21 protein-coding genes are annotated in these 22497 nt (G+C 67.1%); 6 read left to right on the top strand and 15 right to left on the bottom strand.

Annotation, left to right across the window (positions count from 1 at the left end):
* Positions 1–8 precede the first annotated feature (8 nt).
* Both rpsP and ffh read right to left on the bottom strand, forming a co-directional pair.
* A complete protein-coding gene (rpsP, locus tag BM198_RS14865) occupies positions 9–260 on the bottom strand; it encodes a 30S ribosomal protein S16 (RefSeq protein WP_044405910.1) in 252 nt (83 codons plus the stop codon).
* Positions 261–471: 211 nt separating this feature from the next.
* A complete protein-coding gene (gene ffh / locus BM198_RS14860) occupies positions 472–1845 on the bottom strand; it encodes a signal recognition particle protein (RefSeq protein ID WP_074970924.1) in 1374 nt (457 codons plus the stop codon).
* Between the two features lie 156 nt (positions 1846–2001).
* On the opposite strand from ffh, the gene BM198_RS14855 reads away from it, so the two are divergent.
* From BM198_RS14855 to BM198_RS14845, 3 genes are all read left to right on the top strand, one after another.
* Complete coding sequence (locus BM198_RS14855) at positions 2002–2802, top strand: cytochrome C assembly family protein (protein ID WP_074970922.1); 801 nt, start codon at positions 2002–2004, stop codon at positions 2800–2802.
* 1 nt (position 2803) lies between these two features.
* Entirely contained in the window at positions 2804–3619 is an 816-nt protein-coding gene (locus BM198_RS14850; protein WP_074970919.1) for a transporter associated domain-containing protein, read from the top strand.
* 253 nt (positions 3620–3872) lie between these two features.
* Positions 3873–5189, top strand: a complete 1317-nt coding sequence (locus BM198_RS14845) for an MFS transporter (RefSeq protein ID WP_074970917.1) — start codon at positions 3873–3875, stop codon at positions 5187–5189.
* Here the strand turns inward: BM198_RS14845 and BM198_RS14840 are convergent.
* From BM198_RS14840 to BM198_RS14820, 5 genes are all read right to left on the bottom strand, one after another.
* Complete coding sequence (locus tag BM198_RS14840) at positions 5186–5899, bottom strand: SGNH/GDSL hydrolase family protein (protein ID WP_394328345.1); 714 nt, start codon at positions 5897–5899, stop codon at positions 5186–5188. The two genes, BM198_RS14845 and BM198_RS14840, sit on opposite strands and share 4 nt — an antisense overlap.
* 44 nt (positions 5900–5943) lie before the next feature.
* A complete protein-coding gene (purT, locus tag BM198_RS14835) occupies positions 5944–7125 on the bottom strand; it encodes a formate-dependent phosphoribosylglycinamide formyltransferase (protein ID WP_074970913.1) in 1182 nt (393 codons plus the stop codon).
* Positions 7126–7186: 61 nt separating this feature from the next.
* Complete coding sequence (locus BM198_RS14830; protein WP_377744843.1) at positions 7187–7378, bottom strand: DUF1289 domain-containing protein; 192 nt, start codon at positions 7376–7378, stop codon at positions 7187–7189.
* Positions 7378–7902, bottom strand: a complete 525-nt coding sequence (locus tag BM198_RS14825) for a gamma carbonic anhydrase family protein (RefSeq protein WP_074970909.1) — start codon at positions 7900–7902, stop codon at positions 7378–7380. The genes BM198_RS14830 and BM198_RS14825 overlap by 1 nt, the downstream gene beginning before the upstream one ends.
* A gap of 22 nt (positions 7903–7924) precedes the next feature.
* Complete coding sequence (locus tag BM198_RS14820) at positions 7925–8527, bottom strand: CoA pyrophosphatase (RefSeq protein ID WP_074970907.1); 603 nt, start codon at positions 8525–8527, stop codon at positions 7925–7927.
* A 152-nt stretch (positions 8528–8679) separates the two neighbouring features.
* On the opposite strand from BM198_RS14820, the gene BM198_RS14815 reads away from it, so the two are divergent.
* Together BM198_RS14815 and BM198_RS14810 are read left to right on the top strand one after the other, a co-directional pair.
* Positions 8680–9234, top strand: a complete 555-nt coding sequence (locus tag BM198_RS14815; RefSeq protein ID WP_044405930.1) for an NUDIX hydrolase — start codon at positions 8680–8682, stop codon at positions 9232–9234.
* A 34-nt stretch (positions 9235–9268) separates the two neighbouring features.
* Positions 9269–9772 carry a L,D-transpeptidase family protein gene (locus BM198_RS14810; RefSeq protein WP_069559298.1) on the top strand — a complete coding sequence of 168 codons (504 nt, stop codon included), beginning with the start codon at positions 9269–9271 and terminating at the stop codon, positions 9770–9772.
* 59 nt (positions 9773–9831) lie between these two features.
* Here BM198_RS14810 and BM198_RS14805 read toward each other — a convergent pair whose 3' ends face one another.
* The 3 genes from BM198_RS14805 to purL form a co-directional block, all read right to left on the bottom strand.
* Positions 9832–10149 (bottom strand): YqfO family protein, encoded by a 318-nt coding sequence (locus BM198_RS14805; protein ID WP_044405934.1) that lies wholly within the window; start codon positions 10147–10149, stop codon positions 9832–9834.
* Between the two features lie 158 nt (positions 10150–10307).
* The gene (locus tag BM198_RS14800) at positions 10308–10523 is read right to left on the bottom strand and encodes a CDGSH iron-sulfur domain-containing protein (protein WP_244165697.1); all 216 of its coding nucleotides are present in this window, start codon (positions 10521–10523) and stop codon (positions 10308–10310) included.
* Positions 10524–10599: 76 nt separating this feature from the next.
* A complete protein-coding gene (purL, locus tag BM198_RS14795) occupies positions 10600–14496 on the bottom strand; it encodes a phosphoribosylformylglycinamidine synthase (RefSeq protein ID WP_074970905.1) in 3897 nt (1298 codons plus the stop codon).
* Positions 14497–14707: 211 nt separating this feature from the next.
* On the opposite strand from purL, the gene mltF reads away from it, so the two are divergent.
* Positions 14708–16168, top strand: coding sequence for a membrane-bound lytic murein transglycosylase MltF (gene mltF, locus BM198_RS14790; protein ID WP_044405939.1), 1461 nt, complete (start codon positions 14708–14710; stop codon positions 16166–16168).
* A 61-nt stretch (positions 16169–16229) separates the two neighbouring features.
* On the opposite strand, the gene BM198_RS14785 is transcribed toward mltF, so the two are convergent.
* The 5 genes from BM198_RS14785 to BM198_RS14765 all read right to left on the bottom strand — a co-directional run bounded on the left by BM198_RS14785 (position 16230) and on the right by BM198_RS14765 (position 22354).
* The gene (locus tag BM198_RS14785; protein WP_044405941.1) at positions 16230–17486 is read right to left on the bottom strand and encodes an aromatic amino acid transport family protein; all 1257 of its coding nucleotides are present in this window, start codon (positions 17484–17486) and stop codon (positions 16230–16232) included.
* Positions 17487–17726: 240 nt separating this feature from the next.
* Complete coding sequence (tadA, locus tag BM198_RS14780) at positions 17727–18218, bottom strand: tRNA adenosine(34) deaminase TadA (protein ID WP_074970903.1); 492 nt, start codon at positions 18216–18218, stop codon at positions 17727–17729.
* Between the two features lie 2 nt (positions 18219–18220).
* The gene (locus BM198_RS14775; protein ID WP_074970901.1) at positions 18221–19588 is read right to left on the bottom strand and encodes a multicopper oxidase family protein; all 1368 of its coding nucleotides are present in this window, start codon (positions 19586–19588) and stop codon (positions 18221–18223) included.
* A 166-nt stretch (positions 19589–19754) separates the two neighbouring features.
* Entirely contained in the window at positions 19755–21236 is a 1482-nt protein-coding gene (locus BM198_RS14770; RefSeq protein ID WP_232060875.1) for an ABC transporter permease, read from the bottom strand.
* Between the two features lie 98 nt (positions 21237–21334).
* Positions 21335–22354, bottom strand: a complete 1020-nt coding sequence (locus tag BM198_RS14765; protein WP_074970899.1) for an extracellular solute-binding protein — start codon at positions 22352–22354, stop codon at positions 21335–21337.
* Between the last annotated feature and the right edge of the window lie 143 nt (positions 22355–22497).

Here is a 22497-nt window from a genome sequence, read left to right as displayed (position 1 = left end):
GGAGTTGCTTAGGCAGCAGCCTTGGCAGCTTCCTTCAGCAGCTGAGCAACGCGCTCAGACGGCTGGGCGCCTTGGCTCAGCCAGTAGCTGACGCGCTCCTGGTTGACGGACAGCTTGACTTCGGAACCCTGGGCAACCGGGTTGAAGAAACCGATGCGCTCAACAAAGCGGCCATCGCGCGCGTTGCGGCTGTTGGTCACGGTCAGGTGGTAGAAGGGGCGCTTCTTGGAGCCGCCACGGGCAAGACGGATGGTTACCATTGAACTTCGTTCCTGTAGGTCGGTGCTTTTCAAGCGTGTGTGCACACATGGGCCATGGGCCCGAAAGGCCGCATATTCTAAGGATTATCCGGCCGAATGCAAATCTGTTTGTACGCGCCACCTGTCGGTGGCCCCGAAAGCCGCGCCCCGGGCGGGGCTTGGAGGCGCTAGCGCCTCACCACGGCTGACGGAGAGGACCGCTGGCGCGGTCTTACATCTTCGGCATGCCGCCGGGGAACATGCCGCCCATGCCACGCATCATGCGCGACAGGCCGCCCTTGGCGGTGACCTTCTTCATCATCTTCTGCATCTGCTTGTGCTGCTTGATGAGTCGGCCGACGTCCTGCACCTGGGTACCGGAGCCGAGGGCGATGCGGCGCTTGCGCGAGCCGCTGATCATCTCGGGATCACGGCGCTCGGCGGGCGTCATGGAGTTGATGATGGCTTCCATCTGCTTGAACTGCTTCTCGGCGGCATTCTGCGCCCCCCCCACCTGGGAGAGGTTGACGCCACCAAGCATGGGCAGCTTGTCCATGAGGCTGCCGAGGCCGCCCATGTTCTTCATCTGTTGCAGTTGGTCACGGAAGTCTTCGAGGTCGAAGCCCTTGCCCTTCTTGATCTTCTTGGCGAGCTTCTCGGCCTTCTCGCGGTCGAGGCCCTGCTCGGCCTGTTCGATCAGGCTGAGCACGTCGCCCATGCCGAGGATGCGCGACGCCACGCGATCGGGGTGGAACGGATCGAGCGCTTCGCTCTTCTCGCCCATGCCGAGGAACTTGATCGGCTTGCCGGTGATGGCCCGGACCGAAAGAGCAGCACCGCCACGGGCGTCACCGTCGACCTTGGTCAGCACCACGCCGGTCAGCGGCAGCGCATCGTTGAAGGCCTTGGCGGTGTTGGCCGCGTCCTGGCCGGTCATGGCGTCGACCACAAACAGGGTCTCCACCGGCTTGATCGCCGCGTGGACCTGCTTGATCTCCTCCATCATCTCGCCGTCGACGTGCAGGCGACCGGCGGTGTCGACGATGACCACGTCGATGAACTTCAGCTTGGCTTCGCGGATCGCTGCCTGGGCGATGTCCACCGGCTTCTGGCTGGTGTCGGAGGGGAAGAAGGTCACCTCCAGGTCATTGGCCAGGGTTTCCAGCTGCTTGATCGCCGCCGGGCGGTAGACGTCGGCGGACACCACCAGGACCGACTTCTTCTTGCGCTCCTTGAGGAAGCGCGCGAGCTTGCCGACGGTGGTGGTCTTGCCCGCGCCCTGCAGGCCGGCCATGAGGATGACCGCCGGCGGTGCGGCATTCAGCGCCAGGTCTTCGTTGGCGGCGCCCATCAGGTCGACCAGTTCGGCCTGGACGATCTTCACGAAGGCCTGGCCCGGGGTCAGGCTCTTGGAGACCTCGGTCCCGACCGCGCGTTCCTTGACCTTGTTGACGAAGTCCTTGACGACGGGCAGCGCCACGTCGGCTTCGAGCAGCGCCATGCGCACTTCGCGCAGGGTGTCCTTGATGTTGTCCTCGGTCAGCTTGGCCTTGCCGGTGACGTGGCGCAGCGTCTGCGAGAGGCGGTCTGTGAGATTTTCGAACATGCGCGATCCTTTCAGGCCCTGGAGGCCCCGGGTGAGCTTGCGGCAGGCGGCGGAGTATAGCGAAGAGCGGGCGGCGCCGACACCGCCAGCGGTCTTTCGTGAGCACGCCGTTCTGTGCCACACTCAGCGCCTTTCGGGCTTGCCTTACAAGGACTTATGCACCCTCTGCTGCCCAGCCTCCTGGCTGCCTTCCTCTATGTAGGCGGCGCCATCCACCAGGGCCTTCGCCTGCGCGAGCGCAAGACGCCGGACAAGCGCATGCTCGCCGTGCTCGGCCTGCTGGCCCTGATCAGCCACGCCACCGCGCTGTTCTTCCAGCTCATCGCCCCGGCCGGCCTGACCCTCGACTTCTTCAACGCCGCGAGCCTCATCGCCGCCGCCGTGATCGGCCTCACACTCCTGGCCTGCAGCCGCATGCCGGTGGAGAATCTGCTCCTGCTGTTGTATCCGCTCGGCGCGCTCACGGTGCTGCTGGCGATCTTCGTGCCCTCCGGCACGGTGCAGCCGATCGACGAGGAGCCGGGCATCCTCGCCCACATCCTGCTGTCGATCCTGGCCTACGGCATGTTGACCATCGCCGTGTTCCAGTCGCTGCTGCTGCTGCTCCAAGACCACCAGCTCAAGCACAAGCACCCGTCCGGACTGATCCGCAACTTCCCCGCCCTGCAAACCATGGAAAGCCTGCTGTTCGGCTTCCTCTGGGCCGGCTGGGGCCTGCTGTCGCTGTCGCTGATCTCGGGCTGGCTGTTCGTCGAGAACCTCTTCGCCCAGCACCTGGCGCACAAGACCATCCTTTCCTGCTTCGCCTGGGTGGTGTTCGCCGTGCTGCTCTGGGGCCGCCACCAGCTGGGTTGGCGTGGCCACAAGGCGATCCGCTGGACCCTGGCGGGCTTCTGCCTGCTGATGCTGGCCTACTTCGGCAGCAAGCTGGTCCGCGAATTCATCCTGCACATCTGAGATGCCCGCCCCCGGCCTCCTCCTTGGCCTGATCCTCGGCCTGCTGATCGCCTCGGCAGGCGCCTGGGTGCTGGCGCGCCGCAAGCCGGCTCCCGAGCGCATCCAGGAAGACGAGAGCCCCCAGCAACGCCTGCCCCACGAGCTGACCCGCGCCCTGCAGCGGGTCACCATCAGCGAGATCATGGTTCCGCGCAGCGAGATCCAGGGCATCGACATCGCTCAGTCGCCGGAGCGCATCCTGGAACAACTGCGGGCCACCACCCACACCCGCCTGCCGGTGTACCGCGAGGACATCAACCAGGTGGAAGGCATGCTGCACATGCGCCAGGTGGCGCGGCTGCTGCCCAAGACGGGGATCACCGCCGACGAGTTGCTCGGCGTGTGCCGCGAAACCTACTTCATCCCCGAGAGCACGCCCTTGCTGACCCAGCTGGTGAACTTCCAGAAGGAACAGCGCCGCGTCGCCATCGTGGTCGACGAATACGGCGACGTGATCGGGCTGGTGAGCCTGGAGGACATCTTCCAGGAGCTGATCGGCGAGTTCGGCAGCCTGGAGGACTTCGCCCCCACCCGCACCATCACCCCGGCCGAGGACGGCAGCTACGAACTCGATGGCAGCCTGCACCTGCGCGAGCTCAACCGCCTGCTCGGCTGGCACCTGCCGTGCGACGGCCCCAAGACCCTCAATGGTCTGATCACCGAAGCCCTGGAACAACTGCCCGATGCCAGCGCCTGCCTGAAGATCGGCCGCTACCGCCTGGAAATCCTCGAATCCGGCGAGAACCGGATCCAGCGTGTGCGCGCCTGGCGAACCTGACCGCCTTGCCGGCTTTTTCCCGGCCTTCCTATAATCGCCCTCGGCTCATCCAGCCCCTCTCGCGCACCGGCTACCCGCCCCCGCCACGGCCAGACCCGGCCACCTGAGACCACCCTGCCCTGTCGCCACCCGCCGCAACGGAGCAGTCGCAAGGCCCTGAAGCCGGCTATCCGCCGACCTCGCCCCAGCCCCTCAGTCCACACGCCAATACCAGGGGTGTCGCCCGTGCCGACGCCCGCCAGGGGACAACCGCATGACTTCCACTGCCTGCACCGAGACTCCGGCCACCACGCCTCCCGCGAACTCGCCCGCCCGCGTCGCCACGGCCAGCTTCATCGGCACGGCCATCGAGTTCTACGACTTCTATATCTACGCCACCGCCGCCGCCCTGGTGATCGGCACGGTGTTCTTCCCGCAGACATCCGGCACCGCGCAGATGCTCTCGGCCTTCCTCACCTTCGGCATCGCCTTCCTCGCGCGGCCGCTGGGCTCGGCCCTGTTCGGGCACTTCGGCGACCGTATCGGACGCAAGTCGACCCTGGTGGCCTCCCTGCTGCTGATGGGGGTTTCCACCACCCTGATCGGTGTGCTGCCCGGCTACGACAGCATCGGCGCCTGGGCACCGATCCTGCTGTGCCTGCTGCGCTTCGGCCAGGGCCTGGGGCTGGGGGGCGAATGGGGCGGTGCGGCGCTGCTGGCCACCGAGAACGCGCCACCGGGCAAGCGCGCCTGGTTCGGCATGTTCCCGCAACTCGGCCCCTCCATCGGTTTCCTCGCCGCCAACGGCCTGTTCCTCTCCCTGGCGCTGCTGCTCAGTGACGAGCAGTTCCGGGCCTGGGGCTGGCGCATTCCCTTCCTGCTCAGTGCCGTGCTGGTGATGGTCGGTCTCTATGTGCGCCTGAAGCTGGAGGAAACCCCGGTCTTCGCCCAGGCCCTGGCCCAGCATCGCCAGGTGAAGCTGCCGGTGGTGGAAGCCTTTGCCAGCCACTGGCGCCCGATCCTGCTGGGCGCTCTGGCGATGGTGGTGTGCTACGCGCTGTTCTACATCTCCACGGTGTTTTCCCTCAGCCACGGCGTGGCGAGCCTCGGCTACAGCCGCGAGAGCTTCCTCGGCATGCTGTGCTTCGCGGTGCTGTTCATGGCGGCGGCCACCCCGCTCTCGGCCTGGCTCAGCGACCGCTTCGGGCGCAAGCCGGTGCTGATCGGCGGCTGTGTGCTGGCGATCCTCTCCGGTTTCACCATGGAGCCGCTGCTGACCCAAGGGTCCACCCTTTCGGTGACCCTGTTCCTCAGCCTGGAGCTGTTCCTGATGGGGATGACCTTCGCCCCCATGGGCGCGCTGCTGCCCGAGCTGTTTCCCACCCCGGTGCGCTACACAGGCGCCTCGGCGGCCTACAACCTGGGGGGCATCGTGGGCGCTTCGGTGGCGCCGTTCTTCGCCCAGAAGCTGGTCAGCCTCGGCGGCCTGTCATGGGTGGGGGGCTATGTATCGGCAGCGGCGCTGCTCAGCCTGCTGGCCGTGCTGTGCCTGAAGGAAACTCGCGACCGGGACCTGTCCGGCCCGCGTTAACCGGCTGCCGCAGCCAAGGGCGGTTGCGGCACCATCTCGAGCCACAAGCGGTCGGCCAGCAGGCCGGCCCAGACCTCGCAGCCCAGCTCGGACGGATGGTAGCCATCGATCGCCAGGTAGTCGGGGCGCATCGCCAGGGTGGCGGTGCAATGAAGGGCGCCCATGGGGCTGGTCGTCTCCGCCAGCACCCGGTCCATCAAGCGCGCACGCCAGCCCAGCAGCAGGCGCAGCGGCCAGGGCAAGGCCCGGAAGTGACCGAGCGGCGGCACGGCGGAAAAGGCCACGCAGGCGCCACGCTGGAGGAAGGGCCTGCCCAGCCCTTCCAGCGCCTGGCGCCAACGGGATCGCGAAGTGAAATGGGTGGTGTCGTTGACGCCGAAGGCCATCACCACCAGGTCGGGCGCCTCGTCGGCCACCTGCGGCAACAGGCGCTCGCAGGCCTCCACGGCGGTGATGCCGTTCTCCCCACAGGCCCGCCAGGCTACCGGGCGCTCCAGGCGGCGCGACAGCGCATTGGCCAGTTGCCCCGGAAGTGCCCGTTCGAGCAGGTCGACTCCGACACCCGCGACGGTGGACTCGCCGATCACCAGCAGCCGCATCGGCTCACCGGCGAACCCCGCGCCCGCCACCCCCTGCTCGGGGCCTGATGCCGGCGGCAGGCGCAGGGCGGTGCGCCGGGTATGCAGGGCGAGGGGCAGCATGAGGGGCATCAGCGTGACCGCCGATGCCCACCAGAGCGCCCCGGCCCAGCGGCTCACAGCTTGACGTCGACCGCCTGGGCGGAACGGGTCGCCTTGGTGCGGGCCAGGTCGGTGGACTCGTCACGCGCCAGGGCTACGCCCATGCGGCGCTGGCCATCGACTTCCGGCTTGCCGAACAGGCGCAGCGCGGTGTCCGGCTCGCTCAGTGCGGCGGCGAGGTTGCCGAAGCTGACTTCGCCGGACTTGCCTTCCACCAGGATGACGGCGGAAGCCGACGGCCCCTGCTGGCGGATGGCCGGGATCGGCAGGCCGAGGATGGCGCGCGCGTGCAGGGCGAACTCGGAGAGGTCCTGGGAGATCAGGGTCACCAGGCCGGTGTCATGGGGGCGCGGCGAGACCTCGCTGAACCACACCTGGTCGCCCTTGACGAACAGCTCCACGCCGAACAGGCCACGGCCGCCCAGTGCCTCGGTCACGGCCTTGGCCACGCGCTCGGACTCGGCCAGCGCCTTCGGGCTCATGGCCTGGGGCTGCCAGGACTCGTGGTAGTCGCCCTTCACCTGGCGGTGGCCGATGGGTGCGCAGAAGGTGGTGCCGCCGATGTGGCGCACGGTGAGCAGGGTGATCTCGTAGTCGAAGTCGATGAAGCCCTCGACGATGACCCGGCCCTTGCCAGCCCGGCCGCCTTCCTGGGCGTAGTCCCAGGCGCTCTGCAGGTCGGCGTCGCTCTTCAGCACGGACTGGCCCTTGCCGGAGGAGCTCATGATCGGCTTGACCACGCAGGGGTAGCCGACGCTGGCCACGGCGGCGCGGTAGTCCTCGAAGGTATCGGCGAAGTGGTAGGGCGAGGTGGGCAGGCCCAGTTCCTCGGCCGCCAGGCGCCGGATGCCCTCGCGGTTCATGGTCAGCTGCGCGGCGCGGGCAGTGGGAATGACGGTGTAGCCCTCGGCCTCCAGCTCAACCAGGGTGGCGGTGGCGATGGCTTCGATCTCCGGCACGATGTAGTGCGGCTTTTCCAGCTCGATGACACGGCGCAGGGCCTCGCCGTCCAGCATGCTGATGACATGGCTGCGGTGGGCGACCTGCATGGCCGGTGCGTTCTCGTAGCGGTCCACGGCGATGACTTCAACGCCCAGGCGTTGCAGTTCGATCACCACTTCTTTGCCCAGCTCGCCAGAGCCGCAGAGCAGTACACGGGTCGCGCTCGGCGACAGCGGGGTTCCAATACGGGGCATCGGTGTTTCCTCGAAGGATGAAGAGTCGGTGAGGCGCCGGCGCAACCGGCGCCTGGAAGGGTCAGGCCATCAACTGGCCCTTGTCGCGCGCGCGCTCCAGGCAACGGGCCAGGACCTCGCGGCGCTCGGTGTTGTCCATACGCCCCCAACGGCTGATTTCATCAATGCTGCGTTGGCACCCGATGCAGGTATCGTCATCGTCCAGCGCACAGACGTGTACGCAAGGGGACGGTACGGGGCGTTCGATTTCCATCAGTCTTCCTGTTCGACCAGCTCGCGGGCGTAGCGCTGGGCGTTGTGTACGTAGTGGGCGGCACTGGCTTCGAGCATTTTCTTCTGTGGCTCGGTCAGCTCGCGGACGATTTTACCGGGAGAGCCCATCACCAGCGAGCCATCGGGTATTTCCTTACCCTCGGCGATCAGCGCGTTGGCGCCGATGATGCAGTACTTGCCGATCTTCGCCCCGTTGAGGATCACCGCATTGATGCCGACCAGGCTGTAGTCGCCGACCGTGCAGCCGTGGAGCATGGCGTTGTGACCGACGGTGACGCCCTTGCCGAGGGTCAGCGGGTAGCCCATGTCGGTGTGCATCACCGCGCCGTCCTGCACGTTGCAGTGCTCGCCGATGTGGATCAGCTCGTTGTCGCCGCGCAGCACGGCACCGAACCAGACGCTGGCGCCCGCCTCCAGGCGCACCTTGCCGATCACCGAGGCGTCGGGGGCGATCCAGCTGTCTGGATGGGTTTCGACACGGGCGTTGCCCAGGCGGTATTTCATCAGGCGCTCCTGTATGCGGGACTCAGGTGAGTTTGACGAAGGATTCCGGCGGCTCGCGCAGCTCGATGCCGGCATCGAAGATGAGGTTGACCAGCTCCACCACCATGATCGCGGTGAGGCCCCAGATCTTGTACCCGTCGTAGTGATAGCTGGGCACGTACCAGCTCTGCCCGAGGTAGTCGATGCGGTGGGTGACCTCGCGGGGGTCATCACGGAAGAACGACAGCGGCACGCTGAACACCGAGTCAATCTCGCCCCGGTTGGCGTGGTACTCGACGTAATCGGGCACCAGCCCGACATAGGGCGTGACCTTGATGCCGTGGCGGGACACCAGGGTGCTCAAGGGCCCGACCACTTCCACCAGGCCTGGCGGCAGGCCGATCTCCTCTTCCGCCTCGCGCAGGGCGGTGTGGATCAGGTCGTGGTCCTCGGGGTCACGTCGTCCACCGGGAAAGGCCACCTCGCCGCCATGGGTGGACAAGCCACTGGCGCGCAGGGTCAGGATCAGTTCGGGGTCGTCGCTGCGGGTCACCGGCACCAGCACCGCCGCTTCGGGAAAGCTGCGCTCGATGGGCAGGTCGGTGGGGGAATGGCTCCGCACCCGGCGGAGAAGCTCATCCAGCATGGAAGGTCTCGGTCTCTTGTTGTGCCGGGCATCATGGCACGAACCGCCAGGGGCCCCCAAGCCCCGTTCCGCCCTTCGATCCAGCCACCCGCCCCGCTTGCCGAGCCCCTGGCCGGCGCGCCAAGATGACGACCTCCAACCGAGGGCCCCCGATGAAGTTCTGCAGCCAGTGCGGCACCCCCGTGGTGCAACGCATCCCCCAGGGCGACAACCGCCTGCGTCACGTCTGCGATGCCTGCGACACGGTGCACTACCAGAACCCGCGCATCGTCTCCGGCTGCCTGCCGGTCTGGGGCCAGCAGGTGCTGCTGTGCCGCCGGGCCATCGAGCCCCGCCGTGGCTACTGGACGCTGCCGGCCGGCTTCATGGAGAACGGCGAGACCATGGAACAGGCCGCCGCCCGGGAAACCGCCGAAGAGGCCTGCGCCCGGGTCCACAACCTGCGCCTGTATACGCTGTTCGACCTGCCCCACATCAGCCAGGTCTACACCCTGTTCCTCGCCGACCTCACCGACCTGGACTTCGCCGCTGGCGAGGAAAGCCTCGAGGTGCGGCTGTTCCACGAGCACGAGATCCCTTGGTCCGAGCTGGCTTTTCCCACTGTGGGCCGTACCTTAGAATGCTTCTTCGCCGACCGGGTGCAGCAGGTCTACCCGGTGCGCAACGAACCGCTGGCCCCTCTGGTGGCCCATGACAAGAAAGCCTGATCGCTGCCAACACGTGTTCCCGGGGATGCTGTAGATGCGCTGGATGCTCCTAGCCTTTGTTTTCCTGTTCACCACCCTTTCCCACGCCAGCGCTGCACCCGCCCTGGGCGGCAAGCCCATCGACAAGGTGCTGGTGGTGAAGTCCGAGCGCAAGCTGCTGCTCATGAATCGCGGCGACATCCTCAAGAGCTACCGCATCTCCCTGGGCAAGCAGCCCAACGGGCCGAAGCTGCGCGAGGGCGACCAGCGCACCCCCGAGGGCTTCTACTGGATCGACTGGCGCAAGACCAGCGACAAGTTCAACCTGGCCATGCACATCTCCTACCCCAATGCCCGCGACGCCAAACTGGCCCGCGAGAAGGGCGTGCCCCCGGGCGGCATGATCATGATCCACGGCACCCCGTTGGACGAGGAGTACCCCGAGTGGTACTTCCACACCCTCGACTGGACCGAAGGCTGCATCGCCATGAAGAACGCCGACATGCGCGAGATCTGGAGCCTGGTGAAGGACGGGACGCTGATCGAGATCCGCCCCTGAGCCCAGCCCCAATAGAAAAGGCGCCTTGAAGGCGCCTTTTTCATGCCTGGCCGATCAGTTCAGAACACCAGGTCCGACAACCGCCACACCTCGAAGGCCGGGGTCTCGTAGGGATGGGCCTTCTTCAGGGCCCGCACCGCATCGTGGATCAGCTCGTCGGCTACCACCATCTCCACCTTCCACTCGGGCAGGTGCTCGACCTGCCCCACCTGGCCGATGAACGGATCGGCGCCATCGAGGGGCCTGAACTGCCCCTGACCCAGGGCCTGCCAGGAGCAGCTGTCATAGGCGCCGATGCGCCCTCCACCCGCTGCGAAGACCGCCTGCTTGACGGGTTCGACATGGGACTCCGGCACATAGAAGCACAGCTTGTACATCAATAACTCCGTCAGGAAATTACAGGCTGGACAGTGATGGCACGATGATGCCACTTAATCGAGGCCGTCCGCCAAGATTTTATGAATCCGTGGAATCGACCCGCCATTCGACTAACGGGAAGGTGTCGCGTTCAGCCGGGTCCGGAAAAAACGACGGTTCACCGTCCGGCCCAGAAGCGCCGCCAACGCGCCTTGAAACCGACGGCTTCGGGCGCATGGCTGCCATCGCACCAGGGCAGGCGACGGGATCGACCACAACGACAGAGCAGGAGGATACGCGGGCGCTCGACCTGGAAGGCGAGCCCTTGTCGACAATCGAGGGGACAGTCGGGAAGCCGGGGCGAATGCCCACAGCGGCAGAGCAGGAGGCGCACGCCAGGCTCGACCTGGCGCACTTCGGGCAGCCTGCCCTCCTCCCCCGGGGCCGGGAGAGGAGGACCGGCAGGGTCGTCAGTCGACCCAGACACGCGCGTTGCGGAACATGCGCATCCAGCCGGCGTCTTCCTGCCACTCGTCGGGGCGCCAGGAGTTCTGCACGGCGCGGAACACGCGCTCCGGGTGCGGCATCATGATGGTCACGCGGCCGTCGCGGCTGGTGAGGCCGGTGATGCCACGGGGCGAGCCGTTGGGGTTGGCCGGGTAGCTCTCGGTGACCTTGCCGTGGTTGTCGACGAAGCGCAGGGACACGCAACCGGACAGGTCCGCTTCCAGCAGGGCTTCCTCGCTCTCGAACTCGGCATGGCCCTCACCGTGGGCGATGGCGATGGGCATGCGCGAACCGGCCATGCCACGCAGGAAGATCGAGGCCGACTCCTGCACCTGCACCATGGCGACGCGCGCCTCGAACTGCTCCGAGCGGTTGCGCACGAAGTGCGGCCAGAACTCGGTGCCGGGGATCAGCTCGTGCAGGTTGGACATCATCTGGCAACCGTTGCACACGCCCAGGGCGAAGCTGTCCTTGCGCTCGAAGAAGGCCTGGAAGCCATCGCGGGCACGGGCGTTGAAGAGGATGGACTTGGCCCAGCCCTCGCCGGCACCGAGCACGTCGCCGTAGGAGAAGCCACCGCAGGCCACCAGGCCCTTGAAGTCTTCCAGGCTGATGCGACCGGCGAGGATATCGCTCATGTGCACGTCGATGGCCGAGAAGCCGGCACGGTCGAACGCCGCCGCCATCTCCACCTGGCCGTTGACGCCCTGCTCGCGCAGGATCGCCACCTGGGGACGCACACCCTTCTTGATGTAGGGCGCAGCGATGTCCTGGTTGACGTCGAAGGACAGCTTGGCGCTCAGGCCGGGGTTCTCTTCGTCGAGGAGGACGTCGAACTCCTGGTCGGCACACACGGCGTTGTCACGCAGGCGCTGGATCTGGTAGCTGGTCTCGGCCCACTGGCGCTGCAGCATGCGGCGCTCGCCGGTGAAGACCGCCTCGCCATTGAAGGCGATGGCGACGCTGGCACTGTTGAGCGGACGGCCGATCACCGCCACGCAATCGCCCAGGCCGGCGGCGCTGAACTGGGCCAGCACCTCGGCGGTGGCGCCCTGCTGGACCTGGATGACGGCACCCAGCTCCTCGTTGAACAGCACGGCCGGCAGCTCGGCGGCGGCATCGGCCAGGGCGTCCAGTTGCAGGTCCAGGCCACAGTGGCCGGCGAAGGCCATTTCCAGCACGGTGGTCATCAGGCCACCGTCGGAACGGTCGTGGTAGGCCAGCAGCAGGCCGTCCTGGTTCAGGCCCTGGATCACCGCGAAGAAGGCCTTCAGGTCCTCGGCATCATCCACGTCCGGCGCGGCCTGGCCGAGCTTGGTGTAGGTCTGGGCGAGGATCGAGCCGCCCATGCGGTTCTGGCCACGGCCCAGGTCGATGAGGATCAGGTCGGTGTCGCCCTTGTCCAGGCGCAGCTGCGGGGTCAGGGTGCGGCGCACGTCCTGCACCGGGGCGAAGCCGGAGATGACCAGGGACAGCGGCGAGGTGACGGACTTGTCCACACCCTCGTCCTGCCAGCGGGTCTTCATGGACATGGAGTCCTTGCCCACCGGGATGGTGATGCCCAGCGCAGGGCACAGCTCCATGCCCACGGCCTTGACCGTGTCGTACAGGCGCGCGTCTTCGCCGGGGTGGCCGGCAGCGGCCATCCAGTTGGCGGACAGCTTGATGTCGGAAAGCTTCTCGATGCGTGCCGCCGCCAGGTTGGTGATGGCCTCGCCGACGGCCATGCGGCCGGACGCCGGGGCATCCAGCAGGGCCAGCGGGGTGCGCTCGCCCATGGCCATGGCTTCGCCGGTGTAGACGTCGAAGCTGGTGGCGGTCACGGCGCAGTCGGCCACCGGCACCTGCCAGGGGCCGACCATCTGGTCGCGGGCCACCAGGCCGGTGATGGTGCGGTCGCCGATGGTGATCAGGAAGCTCTTGCTGGCCACGGCCGGGTGGCGCAGCACGCGGGACACGGCGTCTTCCAGCGCAACGGTGTTGGCGTCGAAGTCATCGCCCTGCTCGGCTTCACGGGTGACGCTGCGGTGCATGCGCGGCGGCTTGCCCAGCAGCACGTTGAGCGGCATGTCCACCGGCTTGTTGCCGAAGTGGCTGTCGGCCACGGTGAGGTGCGGCTCCTCGGTGGCCTCGCCGACCACCGCGAAGGGGCAGCGCTCGCGTTCGCAGATGGCCTTGAAGCGCTCGAAGTCAGCGGCATCGACCGAGAGCACATAGCGCTCCTGGGACTCGTTGCACCAGATCTCCAGCGGGCTCATGCCCGGCTCGTCGTTGGGCACAGCGCGCAGTTCAAAGCGACCACCGCGGCCGCCGTCGTTGATCAGCTCCGGCAGGGCGTTGGAGATGCCGCCGGCACCCACGTCGTGGATGAACTTGATGGGGTTCTCGGCGCCCAGTTGCCAGCAGCGGTCGATCACTTCCTGGCAGCGACGCTCCATCTCGGGGTTGTCACGCTGCACGGAGGCGAAGTCCAGGTCGGCGGAGCTGGCGCCCGTGGCCATGGAGGACGCAGCGCCACCACCCAGGCCGATGAGCATGGCCGGGCCACCGAGGACGATCAGCTTGGCGCCGATGGAGATCTCGGCCTTCTGCACGTGGTCCGCACGGATGTTGCCCATGCCGCCAGCCAGCATGATCGGCTTGTGGTAGCCACGCACTTCTTCGCCACGGGGCGACTGGACCGCCTGCTCGAAGGTGCGGAAGTAGCCGTTCAGCGCAGGGCGGCCGAACTCGTTGTTGAACGCGGCACCGCCCAGCGGGCCCTCGATCATGATGTCCAGCGCGGTGACGATGCGCTCGGGCTTGCCGTAGGGCTTCTCCCAGGGCTGTTCGAAGCCGGGGATCTGCAGGTTGGAGACGGTGAAGCCGGTCAGGCCGGCCTTCGGCTTGGCACCGCGACCGGTAGCGCCTTCGTCACGGATCTCGCCACCGGAGCCGGTGGAGGCACCGGGGAACGGGGCGATGGCGGTCGGGTGGTTGTGGGTCTCCACCTTCATCAGGATATGCACGGGCTCTTCGGTCGCGCCGTACTGGCGGGTGGCCGGGTCGGGGAAGAAGCGACCGGCGGTGAAGCCCTCGATGACCGACGCGTTGTCCTTGTAGGCGGACAGCACGCCTTCGCGGTTCATCTCGTAGGTGTTCTTGATCATGCCGAACAGGCTCTTCTCCTGCGCCTGGCCGTCGATGTCCCAGCTGGCGTTGAAGATCTTGTGGCGGCAGTGCTCGGAGTTGGCCTGGGCGAACATCATCAGCTCGACGTCATGGGGGTTGCGCCCCATTTCGTTGAAGCTCTTCACCAGGTAATCGATCTCGTCATCGGCCAGGGCCAGGCCCAGCTCGACGTTGGCCTTCTCCAGGGCGGCGCGACCGCCACCCAGGACGTCCACCACGGTGAGCGGCTTGGGCTCGGCATGGCTGAACAGGGCGGACGCGGCTTCCAGCTCGCCCAGCACCAGTTGGGTCATGCGGTCGTGCAGGACGCTGGCGATCAGTTGTGCATCGGCGTCCGACAACTGGCCGGCAACGTAATAGGCGATGCCGCGCTCGATGCGCTGGATCTTCGCCAGGCCGCAGTTGCGGGCGATGTCGGTGGCCTTGCTGGACCAGGGCGAGATGGTGCCGAAACGCGGGACCACCAGGAACAGGCGCCCTGCGGGCTCCTGCACCGGTACGCTCGGCCCGTACTGGAGCAGCCGTGCCAGCACCTTCTCCTCAGCGGCGTCGAGCACGCCGGTGACTTCGGCAAAGTGGGCGAACTCGGCGTACAGACCGGAGACGGCGGGTACCTTCTGGGTCAGTTGCTCGAGCAGTTTGCCGTGACGGAAGGCGGAAAGGGCGGGGGCACCGCGCAGGATCAACATCGTCGGGACAGCCTCTGGGAAGGGGTGTACTTGGAGGCCGTGCATTCTAGCCTAAAGGACCTCTTTTCGGCACCTTCGACAAGGCGGGACGACAGCAGGCTCTGAGGACGCTGTATTCCCCGTCCCACGGCGCCTCAAGCCGTTTCGGTTAGCAGAGAAGAATCTCGCTGTCGAGATATGGCAAGAAACGGCGTTTGCGTATACTGCGCCGATGTTCACCCCACCCGTGTTCCGCACGCGCCGTGCCCTGTGGCTGATGGCGACCGGAATCCTCCTGCTGCTCGGCGGCTGCAAACAGCCCAATACCCTCGAGCGCATCCAGGAGGAGGGCGTCCTACGCGTGGTCACCCGCAACAGCCCCGCCACCTACTTCCAGGACCGCAACGGCGAAACCGGTTTCGAGTACGAACTGGTCAAGCGCTTCGCCGATGACCTGGGCGTGCGCCTGGAAATCGAGACCGCCGACAACATCGACGACCTCTTCGGCCGCCTCGGCCAGGCCAAGGGTCCGGTGCTGGCCGCCGCCGGCCTGGTGGCCAGCGATGCCCGCCAGCGCCAGGTGCGCTTTTCCCACCCGTACCTGGAGGTCACCCCCCAGGTCATCTACCGCAACGGCGAACGCCGCCCTACCCGCCCGGAAGACCTGGTGGGCCAGCGCATCCTCGTGCTCAAGGGCAGCAGCCATGCCGAACAGCTCGCCGCCCTCAAGGCCCAGTACCCGGAGCTGAACTACGAGGAATCCGACGAAGTCGAGATCGTCGACCTGCTGCGCATGGTGGATGAAGGCCAGATCGACCTGACCCTGGTGGATTCCAACGAGCTGGCCATGAACCAGGTCTACTTCCCCAACGTGCGCGTCGCCTTCGACCTGGGCGACGCCAGCAACCTGGCCTGGGCCGTCGCGCCCGGCGAGGACAACAGCCTGCTCGACCAGGTCAACGGCTTCCTCGACAAGGCCAAGCAGAACGGCACCCTGCAGCGCCTGAAGGATCGCTACTACGGCCATGTCGACGTCCTCGGCTACGTCGGCGCCTACACCTTCGCCAAGCACCTGCAGCAACGCTTGCCCAAGTACGAACAGCACTTCCGCCAGGCCTCCCAGAGCAACCAGGTGGACTGGCGCCTGCTGGCCGCCATCGGCTACCAGGAGTCGCTCTGGCAACCCACCGCCACCTCCAAGACCGGCGTGCGCGGCCTGATGATGCTGACCCAGGACACCGCCAAGGCCATGGGCGTGTCCAACCGGCTGGACGCCCGCCAGAGCATCGGCGGCGGCAGCAAGTACTTCGCCATGATCAAGGAAGGCCTCTCGGACGACCTCAAGGAGCCGGATCGCACCTGGTTCGCCCTGGCCGCCTACAACATCGGCATCGCCCACCTGGGCGACGCCCGCAAGCTGGCGGAAGCCGAAGGCCTGAACCCCAACAAGTGGCTCGACGTGAAGCAGATGCTGCCGCGTCTCTCGCAGAAGCAGTGGTACCGCAAGACCCGCTACGGCTATGCACGGGGCGGCGAGACGGTGCAGTTCGTGCAGAACATCCGCCGCTACTACGACATCCTCACCTGGGTGACCCAGCCGCAGATGGAAGGCACCGAAGTGGCCGAGGGCAGCCTCCACGTGCCGGGCATCGACAAGACGCCGCCGGCGGACGGTGCCAACGAGAAGCTCTGAAGCTCGAACCGCCCCCACAAAAAAGCCCGGCAGATGCCGGGCTTTCTCGTACCTGGGGGTCTTACCAACCCGAAGGCAGCAGGTTCAGCGCGCTGCAGATCGCATAGGCCGCGCTGGCCAGGTAGATCATCACGATCACCACCTGGATGGCCGGGTGGGCGATCCAGCCACAGGACCAGGCCGGCTGCAGGTCACCCTGGCGGCGGGCCGAGCGCAGCATGAGGATCGGCATGATGGAGAGGATCACGCCACTGAAGGCGCCGGCGAAGTACAGGGCGTTCACGAAGCCGACCATGCCGCTGTACGCGAGCACGAAGGGCGGCACGCAGACGATGCCCAGCACCACCAGGCGGGTCTTGGGCTGGGACTCGGAGCCGAGGGCATGGAACTTGTCGAAGATGTTGGTCAGGAAGCTGCCGCCCAGGCCCCAGTAGGAGGTGAGCATGGCGCACAGGGCGAAGGTGTTGGCGGTGTAGAACGCCCACTGGCCCAGCGCCTCGCCCCAGGCCAGGGTGGCCACTTCGGTCTGGCCGTCCAGGCCGGTCAGGGCGATCACCGACATCGGCACGATGGCCAGCAGGCAGAAGGTCAGCACCATACCGGTGATCACCGCCTTGGGCAGTTGCTCCGGCGCGTGGCTGAAGCCACGGGCCATCTCCGGGACGATGTACTGCGCGGAGAAGCAGAACACGGCGATGTTGAACACCGGCACCATGTAGATCCAGTCACCTTCCAGCAAGCGCGCCACGTCGGTGTGCTCGTTGAGCAGGGTCGCCACCACCAGCAGCACGATCATGCTGACCATGCCGATGCTGATGAACTTCTCGCCCTTGCCGATGGCACCCAGGCCTAGGTAGAGCACCAGCGCGGCCGGAATGAAGAACACCAGGCTGCCCACCGCCGGGCTGATGCCGAGGAAGGCCGCGAGGATCTTGCCGCTGCCGCTCATGTAGGCGATCAGTGCACCGATGCTGTTGACCGCCACCGACAGGAAGATCGCCCAGGAGCCGAACGAGCCCACGTAGCGCTGGGCCAGGCCGCTCAACTGGGAGTGGGTGCGGGTGCGCAGGGCCGTCTCGGAGACGTAGAGCATGGAGATGGTGGTGAACACGCCGGCCACCGCCAGCCACAGCAACAGCGGCATGAAGCCGGCCTTGCGGCTGGCGTAGGCCATGGACAGCACGCCGGCGCCGATGTTGGTGCCCACGATCATGGCCACCGCTTCGAGGAAGGTCAGTCGCTTGACCTCCAGCCCGGACGCATCGACTGCGCCCTCTTCCGCCGCCCCGAGGTGGGACCGCACTTGCGTTTCACTCATCACAGCACCCTCGACAACATTCAACGGATCAGGAGGGCCACACCGAACTGCCACGGCCTTGCGTCATCGTCGAAAACGGGCACTGCGGGACAACGGTACTGCGGGCGCCTCCTGGCAATGCAACCTCCCAGCTCGATTCACCAAAGAACCGCTCTAGGACGCCACTTCTGGCGGCCGCGCACCTTAACACAGCATTTCTGTAGGACAAGACTGACAGCCTGCGACCTTGGTCGCAGGCTGTCAGGTCTCCCGACGGGCGGCGCGACGGGCCTGGAAGAAACCGGACAGCAGTTCGCTGCAGGCCTCCCCCAGCACCCCGCCCTCCACCAGCACCCGGTGATTGAGGAAGGCCTGCTCGAAGAACTGGCCACGGCTGATCGCCACCCCAGCCTTCGGCTCGGTGGCACCGTAGACCACCCGGGCGATGCGCGAGTGGACGATGAGCCCGGCGCACATGCTGCAGGGCTCCAGGGTGACGTAGAGGATGGCCCCCACCAGCCGGTAGTTCTCCAGCGCCTGAGCCGCGTTGCGGATCGCCACCATCTCGGCATGGGCGCTGGGGTCGTGGCGGGAAATGGGGCAGTTGAAGCCGCGCCCCACCACCTGCCCGTCGTGCACCACCACCGCGCCCACGGGCACCTCGCCCAGGGCCGCACCCTCGGCGGCCAGGGCCAGCGCCTCCTGCATGAAGCGCTCGTCCTGGCTGCGGTCGATGAACATCGGCTGGCGCACGGTCAGGCCACCTCGATGGCGGCCATCAGGCCGGTTTCCATGTGGTCGATCACGTGGCAGTGGAACATCCACACACCGGGGTTATCCGCCACCAGCGCGATGCGCGCGGTCTCGTTCTTGCCCAGCAGGTAGGTGTCGGTGAAGTACGGGATGATCGACTTGCGGTCCGAATCCAGCACCTTGAAGGACATGCCGTGCAGGTGGATGGGGTGCAGGTACTGGGCCATGTTGCGCAGCTCGAAGATGTAGTGGCCGCCCTTCTTCAGGGTCGCGATGGGCCGGTCGGCGCAGGTCTTGTCGTTGATGTCCCAGGCCTTGCCGTTGATCTGCCAGTAGTTGCTGGGCTTGCCGGCAGCGCTGACCAGGGTGGCCGCCCACTCGAAGCGGAAGCTCAGCGTCTCGGCCTTGGCCAGGTCGGGCTCGGGAATCGGGTTCGGCGGCAGTGCAGCTGGCCAGTCACCGGCCGGCTCGTTGCTCGGCACGCTGCGCAGTGTGGCCAGGCGCAGCGGCCCGTTGCGCATGGACAGCTCCTGGCCCGCCTCCGGCACCTTGATGCCCAGCTCGATGCGCATGCCCGGGCCCAGCCAGTATTCCTTGCCCAGCGGGCGCGGCTCGATGGGGTGGCCGTCCAGGGCGTAGATGCGCACCTCGGCGCCCGGCAGGTTGAGCCGGTAGGTGATGGTGCTGTCCAGGTTCAGCAGGCGCAGGCGGACCACCTGCCCGGCCGGCAGGTCGAGGGTCGGCGTGGGCTTGCCGTTGATGGTGGTGAGCCGGCCCCGGGTGCCTTCGCGCGCGGCCTCGCGGGGCACGCTGAAGGCGGTGAAAGCGCCTTCCTGATCCACGTGCCAGGTCTTCAGCGAGAGCACCTGCTCATGACGGAAGCCGGACGGCTCGCGCTCCTCGACGATCAGCGGCCCGACCAGCCCGCGCCCGAGCTGCACCGCACTGGACTCGTGGGGGTGGTACCAGAAGCTGCCGGCATCGTCGGTGCGGAAGCGGTAGTCGAAGTACTCGCCCGGCAGCACCGGCAGCTGCGACACATAGGGCACGCCGTCCATCTCCAGCGGCAGGCGGATGCCATGCCAGTGGACAGTGGTGGGCTCGTCCAGCTTGTTGATGAAGCGCACCCGCAGCCAGTCGCCCTGGCGCGAGCGCAGTTCCACGCCCGGCGCCTGGCCGCCATAGCCCCAGGCGGGTGTGGTGTGGCCGGGGACCAGTTCGAGGTCGAAGGGGGCGGCGATCAGTTCGTAATCGTGGGTCTTGGCATCGAGGGAACGGCCCAGCCAGTAGCGGGCGGCGCCACCGGCACCAAGACCGACCACGCCGAGGCCGACGAGGCCACCGAGAATCTGTCTGCGGGTGAATGACACGGGTGCAGGCTCCTGTCAGTAAGGCATCGGGCCCATCAGGCGTTACGCGGCCACTCTGTTGGCGGCCTCATCATCGCGGCCCGGGGGCCGCTCGCAGGTCGCGCATTTTCGCACAGCCCTCCCCTTGCGGGGCGGCCGCCCGCCGTGGCGCGATGCCACAGCGGGATCAGCCACGGCGCCCGAGGTAGGCGCGCGTGGTGAGCAGGTACACCGGCAGGCCGGACACCAGCACGATCAGCGCCGCATAGGGCGCCGCCGCGGCGTATTCCAGGTTGGCCGTGTGCGACCACACGGCGGTCGCCAGGGTGTCCAGCCCGGTGGGGCCGAGGATCAGGGTGGCGGTCAGCTCCTTCATGCAATCGAGGAACACCAGCACGAAGCCAGCACCGATGGCCGGGAAGATGATCGGCAAGGTCACCCGCAGGAAGGCCAGGAACGGCGTCTGACCCAGGGTCCGGGCGGCTTCCTCCAGTTGTGGCGAGGCCTTCTCCAGGGCCACCCGCAACGGCGACTGGGCCATGGGCATGAACAGCAGGGCGTAGGCCACCAGCAACAGCAGGGTGGTCTGGTACAACGACGGCGCATAGCCCAGTGCGAAGAACACCAGGGACAACGCGATGACCAGCCCCGGCAGCGCATGCAGCAGGTACGGCAGGCGATCCGCCAGGCGCGCCAGGCGCCCGTGGTAGCGCACCACCACCAGGCACACCGGCAGGGCCAGCAGGCAGCTGATCAGCGCCCCGCCGAAGGAAAGATAGAGGGACGAGCCGAGGGTGCGGAGGATGTCGCCGAGCGGGAAGGCGGCGGAGCTGCCTTCATGAATCCAGAAGCCCAGGGTCACCAGCGGCACCAGCGAACCCACTACCACCAGGGCCACCAGTACCCCCTGCACCAGCCAGTCCCAGTGCCCCAGGCGCACCGGCGCGATGCGCCGCGCCACGCCCTGTCCGGTGCGTGCATGGCCACGGCCACGCAGGCGCAGCTCCAGGCCCATCAGCAGCATGCACAGGGCCAGCAGCAGGGCGGAGAGCATCGCCGCGTTGGCGTTGCTGAACTCCAGTTCGAACTGTTGATAGATGGCGGTGGTGAAGGTCTGGTAGCGCATGATCGACGGCGCGCCGAACTCCACCAGCATGTGCAGCGCCACCAGCAGGCTGGTGCCCATCAGCACCGGGCGCAGCAGCGGCAGGGTCACCCGCCAGAACACCTGGCGCCGGGTGTAGCCGAGCATGCGCGCGGACTCTTCCAGGGCCGGGTCGAGGTTGCGCAGGGTGGCCATCACCGGCAGGTACACCAGCGGGTACTTGGACAGCACCATCACCAGCACCGTGCCCCACAGCCCCTCGAACAGCGGGCTGAGGGAAATCCAGCTGAAGCCGGCGACGAAGGCCGGGATGGCGAACGGCAGGCAGAGCAGCACGTTCCACTGCCGGCGACCGCGCAGGTCGCTGCGCTCCACGCACCAGGCCAGCGCCAGGCCGAGCAGCGCGCAGCCGGCGGTGACTGCCACCATCAGCTTCAGGGTGTTGCCCAGCAGGTGGAACACGAAGGGCCGCCACAGCAGCTGCCAGGCGGTGTGCCAGCCGGACTCCCAGCTGCGCACCGCCACGTAGAACAGCGGCAGGGCCGCCACCAGCAGCAGCGCCATGACCGGCACCTGCAGCCAGATCGGCGGCGTGCGTCGCCGGCGGCTGGGCACCAGCGAGGGTGTGTCCGGCAGCGCCGGGTCGACGGCTTCGGCGTGCATCAGTTCAGCCCGACCTCGCGTTCGAGTTCCAGGGCGTCCTCGGCCAGGCCGATGTCGGAGGCGCTGAGTTTCGGCGGGCGCAGCTGGTCGTAGGGCTTGAGCAGCGGATCAGCCGGCACCTTCGGGTTCACCGGGTATTCGGCCGACTGGCTGAGGATGGCCTTCTGGCCTTCTTCGCTGAGCATGAAGGCCACGAACTGCTGGGCCTCCTTCGGGTGCTTGCTGGCCTTCACCACAGCCACGCCGGACACGCTGGCCAGGCCGCCGGCATCGCCATCGGCGAAGTAGTGCAGCTTGCTGTTCAGCTCGCCCTTCTCCTTCTTCAGCGCCATCCAGTAGTAGCTGTTGATCAGGGCGGCGGCGACTTCGCCGTTCTCCACCGCCTTCATGGCGATGACGTTGTTGGTGTAGGTGGAGCCGAAGGCCTTCAGGCCGGTCAGCCACTCCTCGGCCTTCTCGCGGCCCTGCAGCTTGATGATCGCGGCCACCTGGCCGAGGAACTCACCACTGCTGGGCACGAAGGCGATCTTGCCGCTCCACTCCGGATCGGCGACATCGAGCACGCTCTGCGGCAGGGGCTGGTCGCCCAGCTCCTTGGGGTTGTAGGCCAGCACGCGGACCCGGGAGGTGACGCCGATCCAGTGGCCGGCAGGGTCGGCGTACTGCGGCTCGACCTGCTTGAGCAGCGCGTCGTCCACCTTGGCCAGCAGGCCCTGGTTGGCCAGCTTGATCAGCGGCGGCGCTTCCTCGGTGTAGATGATGTCGGCGGGCGAGCGCTCGCCTTCCTCGGCGATCTGGTTGGCCAACTGGCCACCACCGCCCTTGCGGATGCGTACCTGGATGCCAGTGGCCTTAGTGAAGGCGTCGGCCACGGCCTTGCCGGTGGCTTCGTGCTGCCCGTTGTAGAGGGTCAGGGTCACTGCGTCATCGGCGCGGGCCGCCAGCGGCAGCAGCAGGCCGAAGGACAGCAGGCCGGCGCCACAGGCGCGGGCCAACGCAGTTGCGAGACGTACCGACATGTAACCACTCCTCTGAACTCAGCAATGATCTGTAATGATTATACGGATCAACTGCTGCTCATTCTCAAGAAATGTCTGCGACACAAGGCATCAGGCGAGGGACGGTCGCAGGGCCACCACACGAAAAAGGCGCGGATCGCCTG

This window comes from Metapseudomonas otitidis (genome assembly GCF_900111835.1).
In the GTDB taxonomy this organism is placed as follows: Bacteria; Pseudomonadota; Gammaproteobacteria; order Pseudomonadales; family Pseudomonadaceae; genus Metapseudomonas; species Metapseudomonas otitidis.
This window is presented reverse-complemented; position numbering and strand designations above follow the sequence as displayed.